The following is a 25,296-nucleotide window of genomic DNA, read 5'->3' on the forward strand; positions in this document are numbered from 1 at the left end:
TGTTTTTATAATGAACTCTACTTCTATCCATTCCTTTAACAGCGATAAAGTGAAACTTTAATCAGTGGGTATTTTGTCTATCTCCACTGATTATTAGCTCACACCAATCAGGATTAAAAAATAAAAATTCATATGCTTGTTTTTTTGTTACAATAAAGGAAAGCTACTTTTCGCAACGGTTTAACTCTCAAGAAAAATGATACATCTAGCAAAAACATAGTTTGGTCTATATAATACAACTTCTATCTATTAAAAAACATGTACCCTTTTACATACAACATCATTTTTCTAAATTATACAGGGGGGAACGAACATGACCATTGAAAATCAATTTATCCAAAAAGTTTACTATAAAACATTTTTAACAGAAGAAATTTCTACTCCAGTATCAGAAGTACTCGGTGAAGCATACATAAATGAATCTAAAAATGAATTCTCCAACATTTCTAATATTCGCTTTGCTCAAGGTGAATTTTATTATCAAAATAAAGATTTTGAAGCAGCCATATTTAAGTGGGAGAAAGTAAATAACGACCTTGAACTTTGGGCAACCAAAAATATTGCTGATGCCTATTTTGAACTCGGATTCTTACCAAAAGCAGAAGAAATTTATCAATCTATTCAAACTGAAGGTACAACTCTTACGATGGAAGTTTCCTTGCAACTTCTTTCTCTTTATATCGAGCAAGATCGTTTAGGATTAGCTTTTAAGACGATTAGTGAAGCTGTGGCATTTCAACCAGACTATCCGAATATTACTGCAATCGCACGTTCTTTCTATGAAAAACAAGAAGATTGGAACAACGCTATCGAACTTGCAGTTCAAGAGGGAATTCGAACAAAGTCATTACATTGGTTCGATACTTTAATCCATTACGTAAACCAAGGATTTACTAAACAAATCAAACCAGAATATTTCTATGATTCTTTAAAAGCTTTATATGCAATTGACCAAGTCCAATTTAAAGAGTTTGTTAGTGCCCTTTGGAACAGCTATCAAAATGAACCATTATACCTTTCTTGGATTCAAAGCATGAATCATTTATTTTTACATATTGAAACAGATAACAATGACAATTGGAATGAAATTTCTATCCGCTACCAAGAAACATACTTTGCATTAATTACTGGCGATCATTTTATGCATGAATTAAACGGTCTTGTTCCTGATTTATTAACAAATTGGTTTAGTTTAACAAAAGCAAAGGATTCCTTACTTGTTTCTGCCGCAGTATTAGCATGGAATGAAGTTGCACCTACAACTTTAGAATCATTACTCGTAAAAAGTGCTGGAGCCTTACTTTCTAATTCATCAGCTGAAACAAATGTAGATATGGAAACCGTTTCTCATCTATTCGAAACAATTGCTGAATGGGCCGAGAAAAATGATGTAGATTTAAGTCATCAATTTACGCTACTCGTCCATGAACTATGTGATTTACATGTTAATAAACTACTAATAGCTGGAACAAGTGACCATGATAAAGCGTCATTCGTTAATTCAATATTAGGAGAGAACATCTTAACTGAGACTTTAACAGCTCCTATTCTATTTAAAGACGATAGTCAAACTGCAATAACGGAATTCAATGATCTAGATGTAAAAAACATCTCGAACTTTGATGAAGTCCATCAAATAATGGATACATCTTCCCAGTCAGAACTTGAGAAAAAATGTATAGAAATTAAGTTACCAAGTAGATTTTTAAGAAAAAATAAGTTTGCATTTCTTGTTACACCATCTGTTCAAGGACAATTGGATAAAAACAGCTCATACTTTGAATACTTACAGGCAGCAGAGAGCCTTATTTACATATTAAATTCTGCCTCACCATTACATGGCGAAGAACTTGATACATTACTTTATTTACGTGAACAAGTGCCAAACTTACAAATTCATTTCGTATTACACACAAATAATACGACTACCAATGAAAATCTAATTAGTAAACTTACAGTCCATTTCCCAAATGCAAAATTCTTCCCGTACTCTCCTTCCCAAGAGAGTAGCCAGCAACTTGGGGATGTAACAGAGTCCATTCTCTCTAATCTTGCAGAACGTGACATAGAGAAAGAACGTATAGAAAAGCTAATATGGTTTACTCAAAAGACAATCGCTTACCTTGTAAATGAACGTGTAGAATTAGAACATACATTAGTGAAATCAGTACGCTGGAATAAACATATATCTGTAAAACTTAATGGATTTATTAACAATCTTACTGCTCTTGAAAAAGACAAAATCCGTTCTATTACAGAATCTTATCTTTTAACGAAAGAAGAAATTACACAAGATATACATTCTCAAATTCCTGAATTATTACAGAGCTGTTCTGACCTTGTTCAAGAAGATAGTGATTTCAAATTAGTTCATGAAGAATTAAATGCTGCGATGAACGAACGAATTGACAAACATGTACAACAAGTGCTTCTTCCTAAATTTACTGGGTCTATTCAAGAATGGATTGAAACAGCACATAATGAATTTATTCAAGCTCAAGCTTATTTAGATGAAATGAGTGAAACGTTCAATAAATTATATAAAGAAGAACGTATGAAACTTCCTTGCGATTTCAAATTACTAGATGATTGGCATCGAGATGTCGTACGAATGACAAATAGAATTACAGTAACGAACATCAACATTTTATTACGCTTCACACCGACACAATTTTTCTTAAAGAGTGCCGGAAAATTATTTGGTAATATGCAAAAAAACCAATCTATGCTCGCAAACAAATATAAACAATATATTGAAACGGAAGACTATACAGAAATTGCCCAAACAATTTCAAAACAATTCTTCCTTCAATTTGAAGTATTTGAAGGTGCACTAGAGCGTGATATCATGATGTTCTTTAAAGATCCACTTAGCGTATTGAAACAAAATGTAGAAGCCGCTCAACTTGAAATACAAGAAGACGAACAAACATTAGCAACGCTAAGAAGCAACCCAGAAACTTATCATGATCCTTTAGCACTATTTAAACTACAACTATTGCAACACAAATTTGTTATAAGTACTAACCAAAACAATGAAGACGTCTTTGTATCTAACGAGTCTCCTACTGTTTAACATAAAAAACCAAGCAAACTGAAATTTGCTTGGTTTTTTACTTTAATTTATTATTTTCACATGTTCAAATGGATAATAAATTGCTGCTAACTTTCCTAATACATCTGCTCTATCAATAAGTCCTAAACCATTTCTACTATCCCTACTTATTAAGCGATTATCTCCCATAACAAAAATCTTATTTTTAGGAATTGTAATAGGTCCAAAATCCTCTGTTAAATTCATCAGTTTTTTTTCAGCTTGTTCTTTATTACTATGCAAATACTCCTCATTTTTCACCTCATGATTCACATATAATTGGTCATTTCTCATCTCAATTACATCACCCGGTAACCCAATCACTCTTTTCACATAAAAATTATCCGTCTTCACAACAATAATGTCTTCTCTACCATAACTTTCAAATTGCTTTGCCAACTTATTAACAATTATCTTATCCCCATCTTGTAACGTTGGCTTCATAGATGCTCCTTTTACAGTTGTAGGGAAAAACAAAAAGATTTTTGCCAAAAACGCTAATAAACATGCACTTGCAATTATTCCAAAGAACTCACGCAAACGTTTTTTCTTTTGCATCATTCCACCATCTCATTGTCTTTTTATTTATATTATAAATACTTCAGATAGTTGTTTTCCATAAAATTCTAAATTATATAATTATAATATTAAAAATTTTAAAACACTATTCCTTACAAGTTTATTATTTTGATATATCATATTTTATATTTATTAAGCAGAAATTTTCCTATGAATTTTACACTTAACAAATACTAAAACTAATTAAACAAATATATTAGAATATCAAAGAAAAAGATACTCTCAAAATAGTCTATCTACTATTTTTGAGAGCATCTTTTTATAGTCCTACATATACAATACACATCTGAGCAGCGACATATGTAAACCAAATCCAAAGTGGTTCATACTTCAGCTTGCGGCCACCAATATCTGTCACACCAATAATAAAATCAGAAATCACAAACAGCAAACCACCAAGCGCTGGTATCCACCATATTCCTGTATTCTCATAGTATAAGGCGAATGCAAAGCAAGCCATTCCCCCAACCCACAAGCCGTAAATTAGGGCTCCTATCGTAAACAGTTTGTCCTGTTTTTCATTTCGGATAAAAAAGAACCACCCTATAATTAGAAAGAGTCCGTATATGAGTAAACCAATCCAAAAACCATTCCATGAAATACCTGTTTGCAAAAATGCTTTTACATAAAAACAATGGGCAAGAGCAAAAGTAACCATCCCTCCAATTAATCGATGGCCAAAGGGAATCAGACCTGCCATAAATAAATCTCCTAAAGTCGATAAAGTCATTCCTAGTGCAACCCAGCTGCTATACTCTATCGATGGATCTTGTAGCCATATCCAAATCGCACTACCTGTTAAAGAAAAACTAAGAATAAGACGAACTGCTAAAGGTAACGGCATATTTTCTCTTGTTCTTTTTGTCTGTCCTATTGCATAAATTGCTCCTGTTAAAAAAATAATTATTTGTCCAATTAACACAATGTAAAGTACATTCATAATATGTTCTCCTCAATAAATGCTTTAATGTATCTTTTTTCGTTATATATAGTCTGTTCTCCTTTTTCTACATAAAAAAAGAAGAACAATACTGTTCTTCCATTTTAATCGCTTTTTTGTTCTCTACGCTACTTGTTTTTTTTGCTCCATTTTCTGCTTAGCCGGGGTACGATTTACGACAATGATTCCCGCTGCTACACATGCTAGACCGAATAATACAAATGAATGAATTGCTTCTCCTAAAATCATGCTCGATAATAACACACCAAAGACAGGTATGAAGAACATATACATCGAGACTTTTCCTACTTTGTTATACTTCATAATTGTATTCCATATACAAAATCCCGCTGCCGATAAGAACGATAAATATATGAGCATAAATATCGTATATAGGTTAAAAGTAAATGGCATCGCTCCAACTTGTAATGCACCTATACATAGTAACCCAACTGATCCAAAAATCATTTGGTATGCTGTCATATACCCAACATCTAACGTTTTACTACCCTCTTTTGCTAGTATATTTCCATACGAATACATCATCGCTGCCCCAAGAAGTAATAAGCTACCTATTCCAAAATGGAATGATAAACTTCCATCACTCGGTACATTCACTAAAATGACACCACAAAATCCGATTGATACGCCCATTATTTTTCTCATATTGAGAGCATCATCTTTATATAAAAAGTGTGCGAGTAAAATTTGAAAGAATGATGATGTTCCTGAAATAATCGCTCCTTCAATTCCTGAGCTATAACTCATTCCAATATAAAAACATATATATTGAAGAAAAGTTTGGAACAAACCAATTTGAACTAACTGCTTCCCTGTTCCTTTTTTGAACTGCATATCTTTTCCTAGCGCTTTAAAAAATAATAAGAGCATTACACCAGATAAGAAAAAGCGATAACCAGCAAATAATATTTGTTCTCCGACTTCTTGTGGCCGAATCCCAAGTTCAGCATAGCTTAATTTAATAAAGGGAAATGCGCTTCCCCATAAAAAGGTTGCTACTATCGCAGCAATAAATACACCAATCGGATGAGTAAAAAATTTCTCTGTCTTCACTTGTTGTCTTCCTTTCCGATCTTTTTATGAACAATATTCATATATACCAAAGGAACTGTAAAAACACAAGTTTTCGGTTTATACTTGAAACAAAAACATATCATCTCTCAAAAACATATGCTATACTATAGAATAATTACAACATAATAACTATTAAAATCAGATTTAACAGAAATGCTGCTATCCGTTACGGATGGCAGCTTTCGTCGTTTTATAGGGGTTTCGATTTTGATTCTTTTTCTCAATAAGAATTTGAAAGGGGCGAGTAATAATGAACTCGGAAGTAAAAACATTACCATCAAAACAGAATGTACCTAATCCATCTTGGATTCAAACACTAAAAAAGCACTATGAACTTATATTTGCAATCTTATCTGGTATTTTCATTTTAGCTGGCTGGTTATTCACAAAAAATGAGGCGATAAGTGTAGGCATTACTTTCTATATCCTCGCTTATGTAATTGGAGGATTTGCAAAAGCGAAAGAAGGCATTACAGACACAATTGAAGAGAAAGAGCTAAATGTTGAAATGCTCATGCTCTTTGCTGCTATCGGTGCTGCCATGATTGGCTATTGGGCAGAGGGTGCTATTTTAATCTTCATCTTTGCGCTAAGTGGTGCAATGGAATCTTATACGTTAAGTAAAAGTCAAAAAGAAATTTCAGCACTTCTTGATTTACAGCCTGAAGAAGCATTACGTATTTCAAATGGAACCGAGGAACGTGTTCCTGTTGGAGAATTACAAATTAACGACATTATTTTAATTAAACCCGGTGAACGTGTTCCTGCTGATGGCACAATTCATAATGGTGAAACAAATATTGATGAAGCTGCTATTACAGGAGAACCTATTCCGAATGAGAAAAAATTCGGCGATGAAGTGTTTGCTGGAACTGTGAATTTACGTGGTGCTATTGAAATTACAATTACAAAGCCGAGCGATCAAACATTATTCCAAAAGATTATTCGTCTCGTTCAAAGTGCACAAAGTGAAAAATCACCATCACAACTATTCATCGAAAAATTTGAAGGAACATACGTAAAAGGTGTACTACTCGTTGTTGCGCTTATGATGTTCGTTCCTCACTTCTTACTGGATTGGAGTTGGAATGAAACATTTTATCGCGCTATGATTTTACTTGTAGTCGCTTCTCCTTGTGCACTAGTTGCAGCTATTACACCCGCAACTTTATCTGCAATTTCTAACGGAGCGAGAAACGGTATTCTCTTTAAAGGCGGCATTCATTTAGAACGTCTAGCTTCAGTAAAGGCGATTGCCTTTGATAAAACAGGAACATTAACACAAGGAAGACCTACTGTAACAGATGTATATGTTCGAGAAGGTATAGCAGAAAGTGAAGTACTTTCTATTACAGCATCAATTGAAAGTCACTCTACACATCCTTTAGCTGAATCCATTGTTAAATATGCAAAACATGCTTATGATATTTCGATAAAAAAACCCGAAAACGTTGAAGATGTAACTGGTTTTGGATTAAAAGGAACATTAGAAAATAAAGCTTATAAAATTGGTAAAGCTGATTTTATCGGGGAAGAAACAAAGACATTTCATAATGGTATTTCTACCTCCCTTGAAAAAGAAGGGAAAACTGTCGTTTATATAAGTGATGAAGATGGTATTCTTGGACTTATCGCTTTAAAAGATACACTCCGCCAAGAAACCATTGCTGCTATTTGCGATTTACAAAGCATTGGTGTGGAAGCAATCATGATTACTGGCGATAATGAAGAAACCGCAAAAGCCATTGCTGCTGAAAGCAATATAAAAGAATATTATGCATCCTGTTTACCAGAAACAAAAGTTGAAACGATTAAAAAGTTAAAAGAAAAATACGGTACAGTAGCAATGGTCGGAGATGGTATAAATGATGCACCCGCGCTCGCTACTGCTAGCATTGGTGTTGCAATGGGTGAAGGAACAGACGTAGCTTTAGAAACTGCAGACGTTGTACTTATGAAGAACGAATTGTCTCGACTTTCCCAAGCCATCCGTTTATCAAAACGAATGAACCGTATTGTAAAGCAAAATGTAGTATTTTCTCTAGCTGTAATTGCACTGCTAATCTGTTCAAACTTCTTGCAATTTTTAGCTCTTCCATTTGGTGTTATTGGGCATGAGGGAAGTACAATTCTTGTCATTTTAAACGGGTTACGATTATTAAAAGGAAACAAATAAAAACGGGTCCCTCATAGAGGACCCGCTTTTTTTAATGGTAGCTATTATGCCCGTTCGCACTACTACTTGTTTTATGCTTCGGATGCGAACTGCTCTTTTGTTTATTGTTGTTTTTATTATTGTGATTCTTTTTATTATTACTCATGAAATATCCCCCCTGTTCCTTTTTATTATGGAACAAGAGCTCATTATTCATTACGGGAATTATTGTCACCCGTTCTATAGTGATGGAGTAGACCATTAATTTCACCGCCAAGTAAAATTACCCATCCAGTTAAGTAAAACCATAACATTAAAATAATAATTCCACCGAGACCACCATATGTATTGGCGTAATTCGCAAACTTATCTACATAATAAGCAAATGAGTACGATACCACAATCCACCCTACAGTAGCAAATATTGCTCCTGAAATGACTTCTCTTCTTTTTAACTTTCGATCTGGTGCAAATGTATATAAAAAACTAAACAAGGCAAATAGTACGAAGAAACTCGCTACTAATCGTGTAATACTCCATACGTAAGAAAAACTATCCGATAAACCAATTGCTTTAAATACCGCTGCCCCAATCACTTGTCCGAACACTGGGACAATTAGAGCAAACACAATCATAAAAATGATGGCTAATGTAAACACAATTGATAAAGCTCTTGTTTTAATAAAGGAACGTGTTTCGGTTACATCATACGCACGGTTAAAAGCATTCATAACCGCATTCACTCCATTTGAAGCAAACCATAGCATCGACAGTAAACCAAATGATAATAAACCACCATTTTGCTCATTTACAACTTTATCTACGTTTACTTCAATTAAGTACATTGCATCTTCAGGTACGTACGGTTCTAATAAATTGAGCACACTTTCTGTTTGAAGGTCAATAAATCCAAGAAGCGTAATTAAGAAAACAAGCCCAGGAAAAATAGCAAGTAAGAAGAAATAAGCGAGCTGTGCTGCCAAGCCCGCTACATCATCACGCATCGTCCGATCGTATAAATCTTTACCGAACGAATAAGTGCGATTTCTTCTTACCTTTTCTAAAATTTTTCTCATATATGTTTAAACGCTTTTCTTCTCTTCTTTATCTTGCTTTAACTCAATGTACGCTTCAGTTTTTTTTTCCTCTGCATGTGAGTCTTTCATAAATAATTCACGTGCTTCTTTCATACCACCATCTTCAGCAACTACTGGCTCTTCTTCTGCTTTAAGCTCATCTACCTTTGGAGATACAGCTTGAATTTCAATCGTTTCTGGCTTTTCTTCTCGCTCAATTTTTTTCTTACTAAAAATTTCTTTCGTTTCTTTTAACGTCTCTACAACTGACGGCGTCAATTTTTTAATTTCTGCTACTTTCGCTTTCACTACATTGAAATCAGCAAGTTCGCGTCCTTTATCTGTAACAGTTTGCACTTTTTCTTTAATCTTTGCATTTTCACCAATTTCAATCATCTTTGTTTTTGCTTTTTCAGCAGTGTTTTTTACCTTTTCACGGTTTTCTTTCTTTAACATGGATACAGCTACACCTGCCGCTACACCAAGCGCAATGTTTCGAGCAATATTATTTTTCTTTGCCATATTCCTTCACCCTTTCATTTCTTATGTTAGAAAGTATTTCTTTCTAAGCTTCCTCATATTCCTTGTTCATTTCGAATGAAAGCTAATAGCTTTACACACCCTTCTGTTACAAGGTCATACACTTCTTGAAAGTTCCCTGTATAGTAAGGGTCAGGAACGTCTGTCCAGCCACCGTCTGGAACAAAGTCGGACAGCCTACCAATATAGCCTCCAGTTTTACCTAAACTTTTTAAATCTGCTATATTCTTGTTGTCCATGGCAATAATATAATCAAACTTTGTTAAGTCTTCTTTTTCTACTTGCCTTGCTTTAATTCCTTCAAAAACGACTTCATTTTCTTTTAAAATTTTTTGTGTTCCTTTATGTGGCGGATGACCAATGTGCCAATCTCCAGTTCCTGCAGAATCAATGACAATTTTCTCTTCAAGTCCCTCTTTTACGACAAGATCTCGAAAAATCGCTTCTGCCATTGGAGAACGGCAAATGTTCCCAAGACAAACAAATAATACTTGAACCATATTTTTGTTTCTTCCTTTCTTGGTGCATTTCTTAATATATACTTATAGTATAAACAACCAATTATTAAATATAAAGGAAATCCCTACTAATTTAATAGGATTGAAAAGATTCATTAACGAAAATGATAAAAAAATGTTAAGATAGCCTTATGTTATTTTAAAGGGGGACACTTCGGTGGATTTATCCGTAAAGTCAGAAGAAAACGTTGAATATATGGTCGAAGCTATTAAAGAAAAATTACGTATGGTTAATGCTGGAGCGATGAGAGCTGCTAGCTTTAACGAAGAAATGTACGAGGACTTACGTGACATCTATGAGCATGTTATGAAACGTGAAACATTCAGCATTAGTGAAATGCAAGCTATTACAGAAGAATTAGGTACATTAATTAAAAAGTAAAAAAGCCTCTCTTATATGAGGCTCTTTTTTATTTCCAACAAATTCATGACAACTCTTCTCTTTCCCTCAACCAACTGTAAAATATTGTACAATAGAAGTAGAAGCTCATCTTAGATTTTTTCTCCGTACATACTACTCACAAATAATAGCAACACTACCATTGCTAACTGTTTTTACTGGAGGTGCTTACTTATGAGCAAATGGTACAGTAAGACGAAAGATCAAATATTAACGGATCTTAAAACAAATGAACAAAGTGGTTTAACCGCTGACGGTGTAAATGAACGCTTAAAACAATTTGGTTCAAATGAATTAATAGTAAAACAAAAACGTACTTTATGGCAGCGGATTTTTTCCCAAATTAATGACGTCCTCGTATATGTTCTTCTTATAGCTGCCCTTATTTCTGCCTTTGTAGGTGAATGGGCAGATGCAAGCATTATCGCGCTCGTTGTCATATTAAATGCAGTTATTGGTGTCATCCAAGAGTCAAAGGCTGAGCAAGCTTTGGAAGCACTAAAAAAAATGGCAACACCTAAAGCTATCGTAAAACGAGACGGCGAACTAAAAGAAATTCCATCTGAACAAGTCGTTCCAGGTGATATCGTCATGCTCGATGCTGGACGTTATATACCATGTGATTTACGACTTATCGAAACAGCAAATTTAAAAGTTGAAGAATCTGCTCTAACTGGTGAGTCCGTCCCTGTTGATAAGGATGCACTTTATCATCCTTCTATGCAAACTGATGAACAAGTGCCACTGGGCGATCAAAAAAACATGGCCTTTATGTCGACGCTAGTAACATACGGACGTGGCGTTGGTGTTGCTGTTGAAACTGGTATGAACTCACAAATTGGTAAGATTGCTACCCTTTTACATGAATCAGATGATGATATGACACCACTTCAAAAAAGCTTAGCACAAGTAGGAAAATATTTAGGCTTTGTCGCTGTAACCATTTGCGCTATTATGTTTCTCATCGGTTTTTTACAAGGACGCGATACGTTAGAAATGTTTATGACTGCAATTAGTTTAGCTGTAGCGGCTATTCCTGAAGGACTACCAGCTATCGTTTCCATCGTTCTTGCAATTGGCGTGCAGCGTATGATTAAACAAAACGTTATCATTCGTAAACTACCAGCTGTTGAAGCTCTCGGGTCTGTCACAATTATTTGTTCAGATAAAACAGGTACATTAACGCAAAATAAAATGACCGTTACTCACTTTTATAGTGATAACACATACGCTCAGTTAGAAAATTTGAATGTAAATAATGATGTACACCGTCTATTGTTAGAAAATATGGTGTTATGTAATGATGCGTCTTATAGTAGTGAATCCCAAACTGGGGACCCTACTGAAATTGCCCTTCTCGTTGCTGGAAGCACTTTTAACATGCAAAAAGATCATTTAGAAAATAAACATGAACGTGTTAACGAGCTACCTTTTGATTCTGATCGTAAAATGATGTCAACAGTGCATACATACGATGGAAGCTACTATAGTATGACGAAAGGTGCTATTGATAAACTTTTACCTCACTGCACCCATATCTTTATAAATGACAAAGTTGAGGTCTTCACAAATTCTGATAAAAATCAAATATTAGAAGCTGCCGGGGCAATGTCTCAAGAAGCTTTAAGAGTACTTTCATTCGCATTTAAACAATATAATCCGAACGATGTGGATATAAATCATCTCGAAGAAAATCTCATCTTTATCGGTCTTGTCGGTATGATTGATCCACCACGCACAGAAGTAAAAGATTCCATTACAGAGTGTAAAAAAGCTGGTATTCGTACAGTTATGATTACTGGTGATCATAAGGATACCGCCTTTGCAATTGCTAAAGAACTTGGTATTGCTGAAGAAAAATCTGAAATTATGATTGGAACTGAACTAGATAACATTTCAGATACAGAACTAGCAAACAAAATTAATCACTTACATGTATTCGCTAGGGTCTCTCCAGAACATAAAGTGAAGATTGTAAAAGCATTACGTGCGAAAGGAAATATCGTTTCTATGACTGGTGATGGCGTCAATGATGCTCCATCTTTAAAACAAGCAGATGTTGGCGTAGCAATGGGCATTACAGGGACAGATGTTGCAAAAGGCGCAGCAGATGTCGTTTTAACAGACGATAACTTCTCATCTATCGTTAAAGCCGTTGAAGAAGGCAGAAATATTTACCGTAACATAAAAAAATCGATTCTCTTCCTACTCTCTTGTAACTTCGGAGAAATTATCGCTTTATTTTTAGCTATTTTACTTGGCTGGGCGACACCATTACGCCCAATCCACATTTTGTGGGTTAATTTAATTACCGACACACTTCCTGCATTGTCACTCGGTGTTGATCCTGAAGATTCAGATGTGATGAAAGAAAAACCACGACGTGCGAAAGAAAGTCTATTTAGCGGGAGCGTCCCTTTTCTTATTTTCAATGGTGTTGTAATTGGATTTTTAACGTTAGCAGCCTTTATCGTTGGGGCGAAACTCTATGCTGGAGATACAAACTTATTTCCACTTTTCCCAGAGCAAATTGATGAAGATGCTCTATTACATGCTCAAACGATGGCATTTGTCGTTCTTAGTTTTTCTCAGCTCGTTCATTCATTTAACTTGCGTTCAAGAACGAAATCGATTTTCTCAATTGGGATATTTACAAATAAATACTTAGTCTTCTCACTTCTTATTGGTGTTCTTATGCAAGTATGTATCATCTCCATCCCTCCTCTAGCGAATATATTCGGTGTACATGCATTAACATTACGCGATTGGGGATTTGTTCTCTTGTTAAGTATCATTCCGCTCGTTGTGAATGAAATCATTAAATTAGTTAAGAGAAACTAAAAGGCAATGAGGACTGTTCCTCATTGCCTTTTCTTTATCCCACTATTTTCCGGGTAGTAAAACTCCCACCTCAAAATTCAGCTTGAGGTGGGAGATCAACTGCCCATAAACGCCCAATTGGTGAAGGTTAATAATCAGTGAGGATGAACAAAAACCCACTGATTAAAGTTTCACTTTATCCTTGTAATTCTTTTTTGATGTTTTCTGTTAGTGTAGCCATGCGCTTACGACTTTCTTCACGCTCACGTTTATTTTGCTCTTCAATTTGTTGTGTTTCTTGCATACCTCTTGAAATAATGTTCCAAGTTTCTTCAAGTGTTTCCATCTTAATACTAGAAGAACCTGATAATCTCGCTACTTCCACACTTTGCGTTGCGATATTTTGTGCATTTTTCTTCAGTAACTCATTTGTACGACGATCAAGTTCAGCCATAGAATCTGCAACAAGCTTTTGACGTTTCGCATTTACCGCTTGAATAATACCATTTTTAAAGATAGGAATCGTTGTAATAAATGCTGTATTAATCTTACCGATTAATTTATTGTTACCACGTTGAATCATACGAATTTGTGGTGCTGTAAGTAGAGCAACCATACGTGCCTTTTCTAAATCATCAATACGTTGCTCTAAAATTTCAACAGAGTTTTTAAGTGATTCTAATTCAATACCTGCTAGTTGATCATTATTACGTACGCGCTCTTCATACATCGGAACTAACTCTGTATTTAAACGCTCTAATAACATTTCTCCTGCCACTACGTACTTTTCTAAATCTAAATAATACTTTAAGTTTTGCTCATACAAGCCATCTAACGTACCAATTGATTTTTTCATTTCATCTTGATACTTCGTAATTTCTACGTATACTTTATCCATTTCGCGACCCATTGTCTGATACTTACTAAAGATTTGTTCAATCATTTTATCTGCTTTTTTGAACATGCGTGAGAAGAAACCACTTTTCTCTTCCGCAAAATCTTTACTATCAAACCTGTCCATAATTTTACCAAGCTGTTTTAATAATTCACCAGAGTCTTCTATTTTTGATAAAGACATTGTATGTAAAATTTGATCAGCGAAACGTGAAATTTCCATAGACGGTTCTTTTCCAAGCTCGATTAATTCTAACTGATCTTTAATATCTACCGCATTATAAATACGTTGTACTTCCGCATCTTGTCTAAGTTGTAAACGGACATCTTGTGCGGTTTGCTCATTTAATTCTGTTTTTGAATCTAGTACGACTGGGTTATTCATATTGTATTCTCCCTTTCCTTATAAAAATGGACGAAATAGTCCTTTTATTGTTTGTGATAAATTTTTATAGGCTGATGAACCATGAAACTCAAGATCAAAATTAACTTCCTCAAGCCAATGTGAATCAAATGCGCCTGCTTCAATATACGGTTCAATATCGTTTCTCCCCGTTGGATTGAAATGGAATACATCTACTCCAATTTGATTTAAAAATAGTAGTAAAACAGCATCGGAACGAGTTAATTCTCCACTCTTCTCATTATTAAATATAACGATTTTCGGTACATCTTGTGAATAATCAAATTTCTCAAGCTGTTCTAAAATATTCGGTGGTATTTGAGAGAGCTGCGCGAAAACATATAGTGCTACCTCTTGTTTCGTCTCTTTCCCAACTGGTTTACACATTTCACTTTCACACGTATGGATGATTGCCTCTGCAATACCATGCTGTAAACCTTCCGGTAAACGCTTATGCGGCCACCAATGGCTATTCATAATTAAATCCGGGTGTAACTTTCCTCCGCGGTCCAATGCATCTCGGTAATGATATTGGAAATTCGCTTTTTGTTCTTTCGTAAACGGGAATGCATTAATTAATAAACTGTTATCGAATGATGTAACTGCCTTTAATCGTTGAAAATATTCTTTATCATTCTTTGAAACGCCTGATATTTTTGCAAATAAAGAAGGGATATAAATGTGTTTATTTTCAACAAAGAATGTTGGGCGTACAAACGACTTTTCTTTCGTAATTAAAAAGAGTTCATCATATGTCGTTTTTAATGTACGTGCTACAGGTGTATACGAACGGAATTGCCACGGCTTATACAGTAGTGAATTATCATGGTGAAGTACTTGCTCAATTTCCTTTGAAGCTTGGTACGCTACTGTTGCGACGCGTTCGCGACGACGATCGGGAAATGGTTCAAGAGAAATACGGCTTGAATGAGACACAACAAAAGTTCTTCCCGCTTCATCGATATTCTCAAAGCCATCTTTTCCTTCCGGGTGATAATAAAGTACATCACAGCCGAGCATAATAAGAAAGTATAAGAAATATATACGACTTTCCTGTGCATCACCATACCAAATGATACGCGGCATTTGTTTCTTATAATTAATCGTAGAAAACCACTTCGTTACATAATTCTCACTTAACTTAATCATATCGATTAAGAAACGACGGAATCCTTCTGTCTTTAAAGATTGATTATGTTGTTTCTCATACAATTTCAATACAGAAATAAACGTCGTATGTATATAATGTTGCAAATCAGGATTGTCTACTTGCGGTAATAGTTGCTTTCCAGACAAATGGGCTACAAGCCTATTTACTGTAAGTCCATTTGGTGCTTCTTGATGTAACGCAAAAACTTCTTGAATATGACGCAGTTTTTCGGAATCAATCACCTTATTTAAATTTTGTTCATGCAAAACCTCAATCCCTTTTGCTTCACTATAATCAAATAAATCATTGAAATATTCATCTACATCATTAGGAACACCAAGAATACGCGTTGCTATATAACTAAATTTCATTTCATTCTCTGTCAGTTCATATTGTGGGCGTTTTTCTAAAAGCGCTTCAAATTGTTTTAAATCTGATTCTTCTTTTAATGCACATGGTTGAAGTGTAAAACGTGAAAACACAACAGTTCACCTCCAAAAACATTTACGTTTTTATAAAGTCTCTCTTCTATTATAAACTATTTTTAGTTATAAAAAATGGGCGCTCGCATAACGAGCAAACCCATTTCAACTATTTATGATTATTTTTAGTAGCTGCAACTTCTTCTTTAGCCTGTCCAGAATTCTTCATGTAGTGAATTATAAATGTTGCTCCAAATGCTACAAGTAAAATAATAAAGAACAGTGTATGACTAATGTGAATATCAATTAGAGACAATAACATTTTCGCTGCAATAATTAGAATTAAAATATACGCTGTTGTTTCTAATTCTGGAATACGCTCTAACAATTTTAAAAATACGCCAGCAATACCACGCATCATTAAAATACCGAGCATTCCGCCTAATAGTAAAATCCAAACTTCATTTGATACACCAAATGCAGCAAGTACGCTATCTACAGAGAACGCGATATCCATTAATTCAACCATCGCAACCGTTCCCCAGAAGACACCGAACATTCTAAAGAGAATACTATTTTGATTCATACCATGAGCTTCCTCTTCTTCACTTGCACCTTTACGCTTATCAATAAAGTATTTCACTGATAACCAAGCAAGGTAAAGCGCACCAAGAAGTTTTACCCACCATAATTTAATTAAGAACATTCCAATTCCAATCGCAATAAAGCGGAACACATAAGCTCCAATAAGTCCGTAGAATAATGCTTTTTTACGTTTCTCTTCCGGAAGATGTTTTACCATTACCGCTAACACAAGTGCGTTATCAGCAGATAGTAACCCTTCAAGTACAACAAGTGTACCAATTAATCCCCAAGATACTGGATCTTGCAACACTTTAATCCACATATCTAAGTCGAAAAACTGAGCATACGTATTAATGATTTCTTGCAAAATGCTCATCTTACCTTTATCCCCTATTCTTTGCTAGATTTATAGAAAGGTCAAAAAAAGGAAACGAATGTCGTTTCCCTTCTTATGCATCCAAGCCATACGCTCTTACAAGCGCACCTAATCCACCTTGGAAACCGCTTCCTACTGCATTAAACTTCCACTGTCCATTATGACGGTATAATTCACAAAAGACAACTGCTGTTTCAATGGAGAAATCTTCCCCTAAATCAAAACGAAGAACTTCTTCGTTTGTTTCCTCATTCGCTAAACGAACGAATGCGTTTCCGACTTGTCCAAAGTTTTGATTACGGCCTTCACCATCATAAATTGTAACTGTGATTGCAATTTTATGTACATCTGCTGGAACTTTCTTCAAATCGACAACAAGTTGCTCATCATCGCCTTCACCTTCACCTGTACGGTTATCTCCTGTATGCAGAACAGATTCACAAGGAGACTGTAAATTGTTATAGAAAATAAAATCAGTTTCCTTCGTACATTTTCCGTTCGCATCTAATAGAAATGCCGATGCATCTAAATCGAAATCAGATCCACCATCATAAGATTTAATATCCCACCCAAGACCAATTACCGCTTTTGTTAAACCAGGGCTTGTCTTACCTAAATCGATCTTCTGTCCTTTTTGTAACTGAATAACCATTTATATTCACCTCTATATTTTAATCTTTAAAAATATATCCATCAGTAAACATGCGTTTCACCGATGGATATATAAATCTATTACTCTACATCTAAACCAAAGTTATTACATAGAGAACCTAATCCACCTTGGAATCCACTTCCAATTGCATTAAACTTCCATTCACCTGCATGACGGTATAATTCACCCACTACTACCGCTGTTTCAATAGAGAAGTCTTCTCCTAAATCGTAACGAATTAATTCTGCATTTTTCTCTTCATCTAGAATACGTACGAAAGCGTTAGAAACTTGTCCAAAGTTTTGGCTACGGCCTTCTCCATCATAAATTGTAATTGTGAAACAAATACGTTCGATGTGAGCAGGAACATTTTTCAAATCTACTTTAATTGATTCGTCATCGCCTTCACCTTCGCCTGTGCGGTTATCTCCTAAATGCTCTACAGCACCATTCGCACCTTTTGGATTATTGTAGAAGACGAAATCCTCTGCGCCTGAAACTTTACCATTCGCACCTACTAAGAAAATACTAACATCTAAATCGAAATCGTTTTGTCCGTCATAACGATTCGTATCCCAACCAAGTCCTACAAGAACTTTTGAAAGACCTGGATTCGTTTTTGTTAAATCTACCTTTTGTCCCTTTTTCAATGAAATTGATGCCATATACAATTCCTCCTCGGTTTATTTTATTGATAACGTGATACAATTTCACTTAAATTTTTATCTTGTGTTCCTTCTCCAACCGCTGAAAACTTCCACTCACTTCCGTGTCGGTACATTTCTCCTGCAATTAGAGTCGTTTTGCCAGCATAGTTATCTGACAAGTTATAACGTGCTAATTCTTCACCTGTTTGCGGGTTTTGAATACGAATATATGCATTACGAATCATCCCAAAATCTTGACGACGATTTACACAGTCATAAATATTTACAACGAATACTAAACGATTAATACGGCTCGGAACTTTATGTAATTCTACGAAAATTGTTTCGTCGTCACCAGCGCCTTCACCTGTTAAATTATCTCCTGAATGAATAATACTACCACAAGTAGAAAGTTTGTTTCCAAAGTAAACTAAATCATTTTTATTTAAAAAACGCTCTCCTTCTAACATAACAACTGATGCATCACAATCTACATTTGGTTTACTTCCAAATAATGAAGACAGAAACCCACCTGATTGCCCAATTGGATCCCAGCCTAAGCCAACCTGTAGTTTTGCTACTCTCGGTTGTCCTTTCGTTAAATCGATCTTTTGTCCTTTTTCTAAAATAATAGGCATGAAGTTTCTTCCTTTCTACAAAGCATTTCCCTAATCGGAAAATATTGTATTCTTCTCTTATATTGTAGCATTATTTATCTATTGAGAAAAAGAATAAATTCTCAATTATATGAAAACACCTATATCATTTATTTATATTGATGTAAGAAGTGGTAAATCGAACCAATCATTCCTGCGTGATTACGATTTTGTGCGATTTTAATCTCGCAATTACTATAAATCTCAGGATTTAAATATTTTCGTACCTCTTCCTTTACTTCTTCTAAAAATCGATTACCTCTATTAGTAATCCCTCCACCAATAATAATTACTTTTGGATTGAAGATATAAGCAAGATTACTAATTCCAATGGCTAAATGTTTAAAGAATATTTGAACGGCATGTATAACTTCTTTATCCTTCTGATCATATAATTCAAAAATTTTTTCACCGTTCCAATTCCCGCTACCTTTATACTTCCGCACAAGAGAAATTAACCCTGAAATCGAGGCAACCTCTTCAAATTGTTTCCCTTCGATCAACATATTGCCCCATTCACCAGCACTAAATGAATGACCTCTGTACAGTTTTTTATTAATAACAATAGCTCCCCCTATTCCCGTTCCAAGGGTAAGCATAATGCAATTATTTTCATTTCTTCCAACACCTTGCCACATCTCTCCAAACAAAGCACAATTGACATCATTTTCAATGGATATAGGAACTTTTAATACAGCTTGTAATCTATCAATAATAGGAATACCAGCATAGCGTGGAATATGATCCACGCCGCCAGTTATGATTCCTCTATGAATATCTATAATTCCGGCTGTACTAATACCGATTCCAGAAACAACATGTTCATTCATTAATTGCTCCGCCAAGCTAATAATCTTTTGAACGATTTGTTCCCCACCTAAATGGGCCTCTGTTAATGTAGTTTCGTGATTTAGTAATATCCCAGATTTTGAAATAATCCCATATTTAATCTGTGTACCACCAATATCAAATGCGATATATTTTTTCACACTGTCACTTCCTCTAACATTATGAACTTCACTTTTCTGCATTGAAATGATGATGTTTTCCTTTAATAAGAGTTCACAAGATTTACAGATCCAGCTTTTACGTAGACACTGTTGTATTCTTTATTATCTGAAACAATTTCATAATACGATCCTTGTGGTGTATTAACTGTTTTCTTAATGGCTACCATAATGTTGCGAGATGTCATTCCAGTCTGAGCTTCAGCCATACTTTTGAATATCGGAGAACCTGCCGTTAACGTTCCAAGTCGATATTTATTTAAATCTTTACTTCCATTCATTGCATCAATTCTATACATAAGCGAGGCAATTTGCTGTCCCCAATTTTCATCACTTGCATACATGACGTTCATTCCTTGTGCCTTATCTCCTAAGTTTCCACCATTATATGTATTTCCACTTGGATTTAAGTAATGCTTATCTATATATGCCGCACAAAAATCAATACCCTCTTCCCATGTTTTGAATCCAGTTGCACCATTATATGGATCTGAATCTACCGCTCTAAAGCCAAATAAATTTTTCTTATCTTGCGCGATACGACTTGTTCCCCATCCTGATTCTAAAATTGCATGTGACACTAAGTAACCGGCATTCATCTTATATTTCTCTGCTGCACTTACAAAATATTTACCTAATCCAATAAGTGGACTCTTTGCATTCGATTTACGTAAGAAATTATCAATTTCATCTCCTGTATAAGTAGATGTTGCACGAAGTGGCATATACTCAAAGTATTGATAACTATCTTGTCCTCCAATTTGCTTCTTATCAAAAGCCTCGTAACGCTCTCCTTCTTTTAAATGTTTCGGAGCATTACCAATTTGATACGTTGCATGTTTACCATTTTCCGGATTGTATACATAATGATATAACTTGCCATTTTTAGTTGCATAATACGACGTTTTCTCACCAGTCATTGTCGGATGTAATGTAACATCATTTATATTCACATAACCTGTCATACCATCAATTTGGACATGAATACGATCATCAACAGCTTTTACAAATTTCAGGTCAGCTCCACCCTTTACATATGTGAGCTTTTTACCCGTCGTAATATCATAAATATTAATAACACCATTTGCACGAACGAAACCTTGCTTCATATTTACAACTTTACCGTCACTTTTAATATAAGCATCTTCTTTCATATTCTGCATAATTTGTGTTGCTTCCGCTTCATTTGGTTTTTGAACCTTTTGTGATGAGGTAACAATTTCATAAGAAGACGAACCTTGTTTAACTTTTAAGAACTGTAACGAAACATAACCCTCTCCGCCATTAAAACGGACTTTTGCCCAGCCATTTTCTTTTCCTATGATCGTAACAGTCTCTCCATTTTTCAAATGACCGACAGCTGCCGCACCTGTTGATGGACCTTTACGTACATTTAATAAAGACGCATTTACAACGGCTCGTTCTTCTGTTACCTGTCCAGGGTTTGTTGGGTTTGTTGGATCTATGGAATCTTTACCAATCGTTATAAACTCTAACGACACATAACCTTCTTTTCCTTGGTAATTGATTTTCGCCCAGCCATTTGCTTTTCCTAGTACTGTTACTTTTTCACCATTTTTTAGGGTTCCTAAAATGGTGCTGCTCGTATTTGCCGCACTTCTTACTCGTAAGCTTGTCGCATTAATCGTTCCTACTTCTTGCGTTCCATTCGTAATGTTTTCCGCTGGCTTCTCTTCTTGTTTTCCTGCTTCTAACTTCACAAACTCTAACGACACATACCCTTCTTTTCCTTGGTAATTGATTTTCGCCCAGCCGTTTGCTTTTCCTAGTACTGTTACTTTTTCACCATTTTTTAGGGTTCCTAAAATGGTGCTGCTCGTATTTGCCGCACTTCTTACTCGTAAGCTTGTCGCATTAATCGTTCCTACTTCTTGCGTTCCATTCGTAATGTTTTCCGCTGGCTTTTCTTCTTGTTTTCCTGCTTCTAACTTCACATACTCTAACGACACATACCCTTCTTTTCCTTGGTAATTGATTTTCGCCCAGCCATTTGCTTTTCCTAGTACTGTTACTTTTTCACCATTTTTTAAGTTTCCTAGAACTGAGCTACTTGTATTCGCCGCGCTTCTTACTCGGAGACTTGTCGCATTAATCGTTCCTACTTCTTGCGTTCCATTCGTAATGTTTTCCGCTGGCTTTTCTTCTTGTTTTCCTGCTTCTAACTTCACAAACTCTAACGACACATACCCTTCTTTTCCTTGATAGCTGATTTTCGCCCAGCCATTTGCTTTTCCTAGTACTGTTACTTTTTCACCATTTTTTAAGTTTCCTAGAACCGAGCTACTTGTATTCGCCGCGCTTCTTACTCGGAGACTTGTCGCATTGATCGTTCCTACTTCTTGCGTTCCATTCGTAATGTTTTCCGCTGGCTTTTCTTCTTGTTTTCCTGCTTCTAACTTCACAAACTCTAACGACACATACCCTTCTTTTCCTTGGTAATTGATTTTCGCCCAGCCATTTGCTTTTCCTAGTACTGTTACTTTTTCACCATTTTTTAGGGTTCCTAAAATGGTGCTGCTCGTATTTGCCGCACTTCTTACTCGTAAGCTTGTCGCATTAATCGTTCCTACTTCTTGCGTTCCATTCGTAATGTTTTCCGCTGGCTTTTCTTCTTGTTTTCCTGCTTCTAACTTCACAAACTCTAACGACACATACCCTTCTTTTCCTTGGTAATTGATTTTCGCCCAGCCGTTTGCTTTTCCTAGTACTGTTACTTTTTCACCATTTTTTAAGTTTCCTAGAACCGAGCAACTTGTATTCGCCGCACTTCTTACTCGGAGACTTGTCGCATTGATCGTTCCTACTTCTTGCGTTCCATTCGTAATGTTTTCCGCTGGCTTTTCTTCTTGTTTTCCTGCTTCTAACTTCACAAACTCTAACGACACATACCCTTCTTTTCCTTGGTAATTGATTTTCGCCCAGCCGTTTGCTTTTCCTAGTACTGTTACTTTTTCACCATTTTTTAAGTTTCCTAGAACTGAGCTACTTGTATTTGCTGCACTTCTTACTCGGAGACTTGTCGCATTGATCGTTCCTACTTCTTGCGTTCCATTTTTAATCGTTGCATCTGATGTTTTCGGTTGTTCCGGCTTTTTTATCTCTTCTGTGTTGCCATCAATTTTCACAAACTCTAACGATACATAACCTTCTTTTCCTTGATAGCTTATTTTTGCCCAACCATTCGCTTTTCCTAGTACTGTTACTTTTTCACCATTTTTTAGGTTCCCTAAAACCGAGCTACTTGTATTCGCTGCGCTTCTTACTCGTAAGCTTGTTGCATTGATTGTTCCTACTTCTTGTGCTCCATTTTTGATTGTTGGTTGCAGTTGCTTTTGGCCAGAAGTGTCAGGTGTTTGAATTGCATCTCCAAATTTTAAAAACTCTAAAGATACATATCCCTCTTTTCCTTTATATTCAATCTTTGCCCAGCCGTTCGCTTTTCCTAATACCGTTACTTTTTCATTTTTTTGAACATAGCCAATCATTGAACTACCTAGAGCTGGACTATTACGTACATTTAAACGAGTTGCCGTAACAATTCCCTCTTCTTTTTGTCCATTATTAATCGTTAATTGTTGTTTTTGTTCAACGTTTGGATTTCCATTCGAAAATCCTAAAAATTGTAATGTGACATACCCCTCTTTTCCATCATGAGAAATTTTAGCCCATTCTTTTTCCTTACTTAAAACTTGTACATTTGTTCCCTTTTTTACTGTTCCTATAACTTTCCCTTGAGTTGTAGGTTGTTCACGTATATTTAAATTTGTTGCATTTACTGTCGCTAAATTATCACTTTCTGCAAAGGCATGCGTCGAAATAAAAGATGTTGCTGTCGCTAGGAATGTACCTGTTATTATTTGTTTTGTTGTTTGTTTCATAATTTTTTATAAGAATATAAGAAATCCTATATTCTTCAGCCCTCCCTTTTTATTCTTCTTACTATTAATCTTAACATATCATTCCGAAATATTTATTTTGAATATCTAAATATAACCATAAAAATTTGTGAACATCTTATCTATATAGTTTTTTTGCATAAAACTATATCTCCTATGAAATATTACAAAGGGATGTATTTTAGATGGAATATTAATTTTTCAGGAGGAAAACAATGACGAAAATCTTCATTTTAGCATCAACACTTTCTTTATCTTTTTTTAGCGGCTTGAATATCGGTAATGCAGCCACGGAAAACTTCTCTCCAACAAACGCTATTGTACAAAACAGTGATCATCTAGCAGAAGGAAACTCAAAAGATAATAATAAACCTCCAGGAAGCAACGGTTCTGATGGCAACGGTTCTGGTGGCAACGGTTCTGATGGCAATGGTTCCGGTGGTAACGGTTCTGGTGGCAACGGTTCTGATGGCAATGGTTCCGGTGGTAACGGTTCTGATGGCAGTGGTTCTGGTGGCAACGGTTCTGGTGGCAACGGTTCTGATGGCAATGGTTCCGGTGGTAACGGTTCTGATGGCAGTGGTTCTGGTGGCAACGGTTCTGGTGGTAACGGTTCCGGTGGTAACGGTTCTGGTGGTAACGGTTCTGGTGGCAGCGGCTCTGATGGCAGCGGTTCTGGTGGTAACGGTTCTGGTGGCAGTGGCTCTGGCGGTAGCGGTTCTGATGGCAATGGTTCCGGTGGTAACGGTTCTGGTGGCAGCGGCTCTGATGGCAGCGGCTCTGGTAGCAACGGTTCTGGTGGCAGCGGCTCTGATGGCAGCGGTTCTGGTGGTAACGATTCTGGTGGCAGCGGCTCTGGTAGCAACGGTTCTGGTGGCAGCGGCTCTGATAGCAACGGTTCTGGCGGTAGCGGTTCTGGTGGCAGCGGCTCTGGTAGCAACGGTTCTGGTGGCAGCGGTTCTGGTGGCAACGGTTCTGGCGGTAGCGGTTCTGGTGGCAGCGGCTCTGGTGGCAACGGTTCTGGCGGTAGCGGTTCTGGTGACAGCGGTTCTGGTGGCAATCGAGTTAAGGGCGATAGTAGTTTGCAAGATGGAAAAGGCTCCCAAGATGGCAATCGAGTTAAAGGGGATAGCAGTTCACAAGGTGGTAACGTAAAAGATAATGCGACAAAACAAGGTGATAAGTTACCTAATACTGCAGCACATTATCCTGCATCTATTTTAATAGGACTTTCAACATTCCTAATTGGTATGTTATTGTTTATTCGCCGTAAAAATGCAAAATAAAGACCAACATCCTTCCATCTAAAAAATACATGAAACCAATATAAAACTAAAAAGGGCTTTGGATTGCAGTTTATTATGCAACCC

Annotated in this window: 19 protein-coding genes; 5 read left to right on the top strand and 14 right to left on the bottom strand. The window is 35.9% G+C overall.

Going from position 1 to position 25,296, the window contains the following annotated elements:
• The first annotated feature begins 313 nt into the window (after positions 1-313).
• Positions 314-3,076, top strand: a complete 2,763-nt coding sequence (locus ACS2MN_RS23105) for a tetratricopeptide repeat protein (RefSeq protein ID WP_000151403.1) — start codon at positions 314-316, stop codon at positions 3,074-3,076.
• A 42-nt stretch (positions 3,077-3,118) separates the two neighbouring features.
• Here the strand turns inward: ACS2MN_RS23105 and lepB are convergent, their stop codons facing one another.
• From lepB to ACS2MN_RS23120, 3 genes are all read right to left on the bottom strand, one after another.
• Entirely contained in the window at positions 3,119-3,655 is a 537-nt protein-coding gene (gene lepB / locus ACS2MN_RS23110) for a signal peptidase I (protein WP_088055817.1), read from the bottom strand.
• 277 nt (positions 3,656-3,932) lie between these two features.
• Positions 3,933-4,613 (bottom strand): lysoplasmalogenase, encoded by a 681-nt coding sequence (locus ACS2MN_RS23115; protein ID WP_001102000.1) that lies wholly within the window; start codon positions 4,611-4,613, stop codon positions 3,933-3,935.
• 123 nt (positions 4,614-4,736) lie between these two features.
• Entirely contained in the window at positions 4,737-5,687 is a 951-nt protein-coding gene (locus ACS2MN_RS23120; RefSeq protein WP_087948840.1) for a DMT family transporter, read from the bottom strand.
• 271 nt (positions 5,688-5,958) lie between these two features.
• On the opposite strand from ACS2MN_RS23120, the gene ACS2MN_RS23125 reads away from it, so the two are divergent.
• Positions 5,959-7,884, top strand: a complete 1,926-nt coding sequence (locus tag ACS2MN_RS23125; RefSeq protein ID WP_001083764.1) for a heavy metal translocating P-type ATPase — start codon at positions 5,959-5,961, stop codon at positions 7,882-7,884.
• Positions 7,885-8,072: 188 nt separating this feature from the next.
• On the opposite strand, the gene ACS2MN_RS23130 is transcribed toward ACS2MN_RS23125, so the two are convergent.
• Genes ACS2MN_RS23130 through ACS2MN_RS23140 form a run of 3 tightly spaced genes read right to left on the bottom strand, consistent with a single transcriptional unit; the run spans position 8,073 to position 9,979 of the window.
• Positions 8,073-8,939 carry a YihY/virulence factor BrkB family protein gene (locus ACS2MN_RS23130; RefSeq protein WP_001226534.1) on the bottom strand — a complete coding sequence of 289 codons (867 nt, stop codon included), beginning with the start codon at positions 8,937-8,939 and terminating at the stop codon, positions 8,073-8,075.
• A 6-nt stretch (positions 8,940-8,945) separates the two neighbouring features.
• Positions 8,946-9,461 carry a DUF4075 domain-containing protein gene (locus ACS2MN_RS23135; protein ID WP_001085404.1) on the bottom strand — a complete coding sequence of 172 codons (516 nt, stop codon included), beginning with the start codon at positions 9,459-9,461 and terminating at the stop codon, positions 8,946-8,948.
• A gap of 53 nt (positions 9,462-9,514) precedes the next feature.
• Complete coding sequence (locus ACS2MN_RS23140) at positions 9,515-9,979, bottom strand: low molecular weight protein-tyrosine-phosphatase (protein WP_000250905.1); 465 nt, start codon at positions 9,977-9,979, stop codon at positions 9,515-9,517.
• Positions 9,980-10,154: 175 nt separating this feature from the next.
• On the opposite strand from ACS2MN_RS23140, the gene ACS2MN_RS23145 reads away from it, so the two are divergent.
• Both ACS2MN_RS23145 and ACS2MN_RS23150 read left to right on the top strand, forming a co-directional pair.
• Positions 10,155-10,379 carry a DUF1128 domain-containing protein gene (locus ACS2MN_RS23145; protein ID WP_000366197.1) on the top strand — a complete coding sequence of 75 codons (225 nt, stop codon included), beginning with the start codon at positions 10,155-10,157 and terminating at the stop codon, positions 10,377-10,379.
• Between the two features lie 192 nt (positions 10,380-10,571).
• Positions 10,572-13,238 carry a cation-translocating P-type ATPase gene (locus tag ACS2MN_RS23150; RefSeq protein WP_000049584.1) on the top strand — a complete coding sequence of 889 codons (2,667 nt, stop codon included), beginning with the start codon at positions 10,572-10,574 and terminating at the stop codon, positions 13,236-13,238.
• Positions 13,239-13,413: 175 nt separating this feature from the next.
• Here ACS2MN_RS23150 and ACS2MN_RS23155 read toward each other — a convergent pair whose 3' ends face one another.
• From ACS2MN_RS23155 to ACS2MN_RS23190, 8 genes are all read right to left on the bottom strand, one after another.
• Positions 13,414-14,496, bottom strand: a complete 1,083-nt coding sequence (locus tag ACS2MN_RS23155; protein ID WP_001064417.1) for a toxic anion resistance protein — start codon at positions 14,494-14,496, stop codon at positions 13,414-13,416.
• Between the two features lie 18 nt (positions 14,497-14,514).
• A complete protein-coding gene (locus ACS2MN_RS23160) occupies positions 14,515-16,146 on the bottom strand; it encodes a YceG family protein (protein ID WP_346994995.1) in 1,632 nt (543 codons plus the stop codon).
• Positions 16,147-16,255: 109 nt separating this feature from the next.
• The gene (locus ACS2MN_RS23165) at positions 16,256-17,047 is read right to left on the bottom strand and encodes a TerC family protein (RefSeq protein WP_000025680.1); all 792 of its coding nucleotides are present in this window, start codon (positions 17,045-17,047) and stop codon (positions 16,256-16,258) included.
• A gap of 73 nt (positions 17,048-17,120) precedes the next feature.
• Positions 17,121-17,699, bottom strand: a complete 579-nt coding sequence (locus ACS2MN_RS23170; protein WP_000236645.1) for a TerD family protein — start codon at positions 17,697-17,699, stop codon at positions 17,121-17,123.
• An 80-nt stretch (positions 17,700-17,779) separates the two neighbouring features.
• A complete protein-coding gene (locus tag ACS2MN_RS23175) occupies positions 17,780-18,364 on the bottom strand; it encodes a TerD family protein (RefSeq protein WP_000146728.1) in 585 nt (194 codons plus the stop codon).
• Positions 18,365-18,387: 23 nt separating this feature from the next.
• The gene (locus ACS2MN_RS23180) at positions 18,388-18,984 is read right to left on the bottom strand and encodes a TerD family protein (RefSeq protein WP_001121599.1); all 597 of its coding nucleotides are present in this window, start codon (positions 18,982-18,984) and stop codon (positions 18,388-18,390) included.
• A gap of 128 nt (positions 18,985-19,112) precedes the next feature.
• Positions 19,113-19,991, bottom strand: coding sequence for an ROK family protein (locus tag ACS2MN_RS23185; RefSeq protein WP_346994994.1), 879 nt, complete (start codon positions 19,989-19,991; stop codon positions 19,113-19,115).
• Positions 19,992-20,053: 62 nt separating this feature from the next.
• Entirely contained in the window at positions 20,054-23,908 is a 3,855-nt protein-coding gene (locus ACS2MN_RS23190) for an SH3 domain-containing protein (protein ID WP_438894776.1), read from the bottom strand.
• Positions 23,909-24,141: 233 nt separating this feature from the next.
• Between ACS2MN_RS23190 and ACS2MN_RS23195 the strand changes: the two genes are divergently transcribed.
• Positions 24,142-25,212 (top strand): LPXTG cell wall anchor domain-containing protein, encoded by a 1,071-nt coding sequence (locus ACS2MN_RS23195; RefSeq protein ID WP_438894777.1) that lies wholly within the window; start codon positions 24,142-24,144, stop codon positions 25,210-25,212.
• Positions 25,213-25,296: the final 84 nt, after the last annotated feature.

This window comes from Bacillus cereus group sp. BceL062 (assembly GCF_051780025.1).
Classification (GTDB): Bacteria; Bacillota; Bacilli; order Bacillales; family Bacillaceae_G; genus Bacillus_A; species Bacillus_A toyonensis.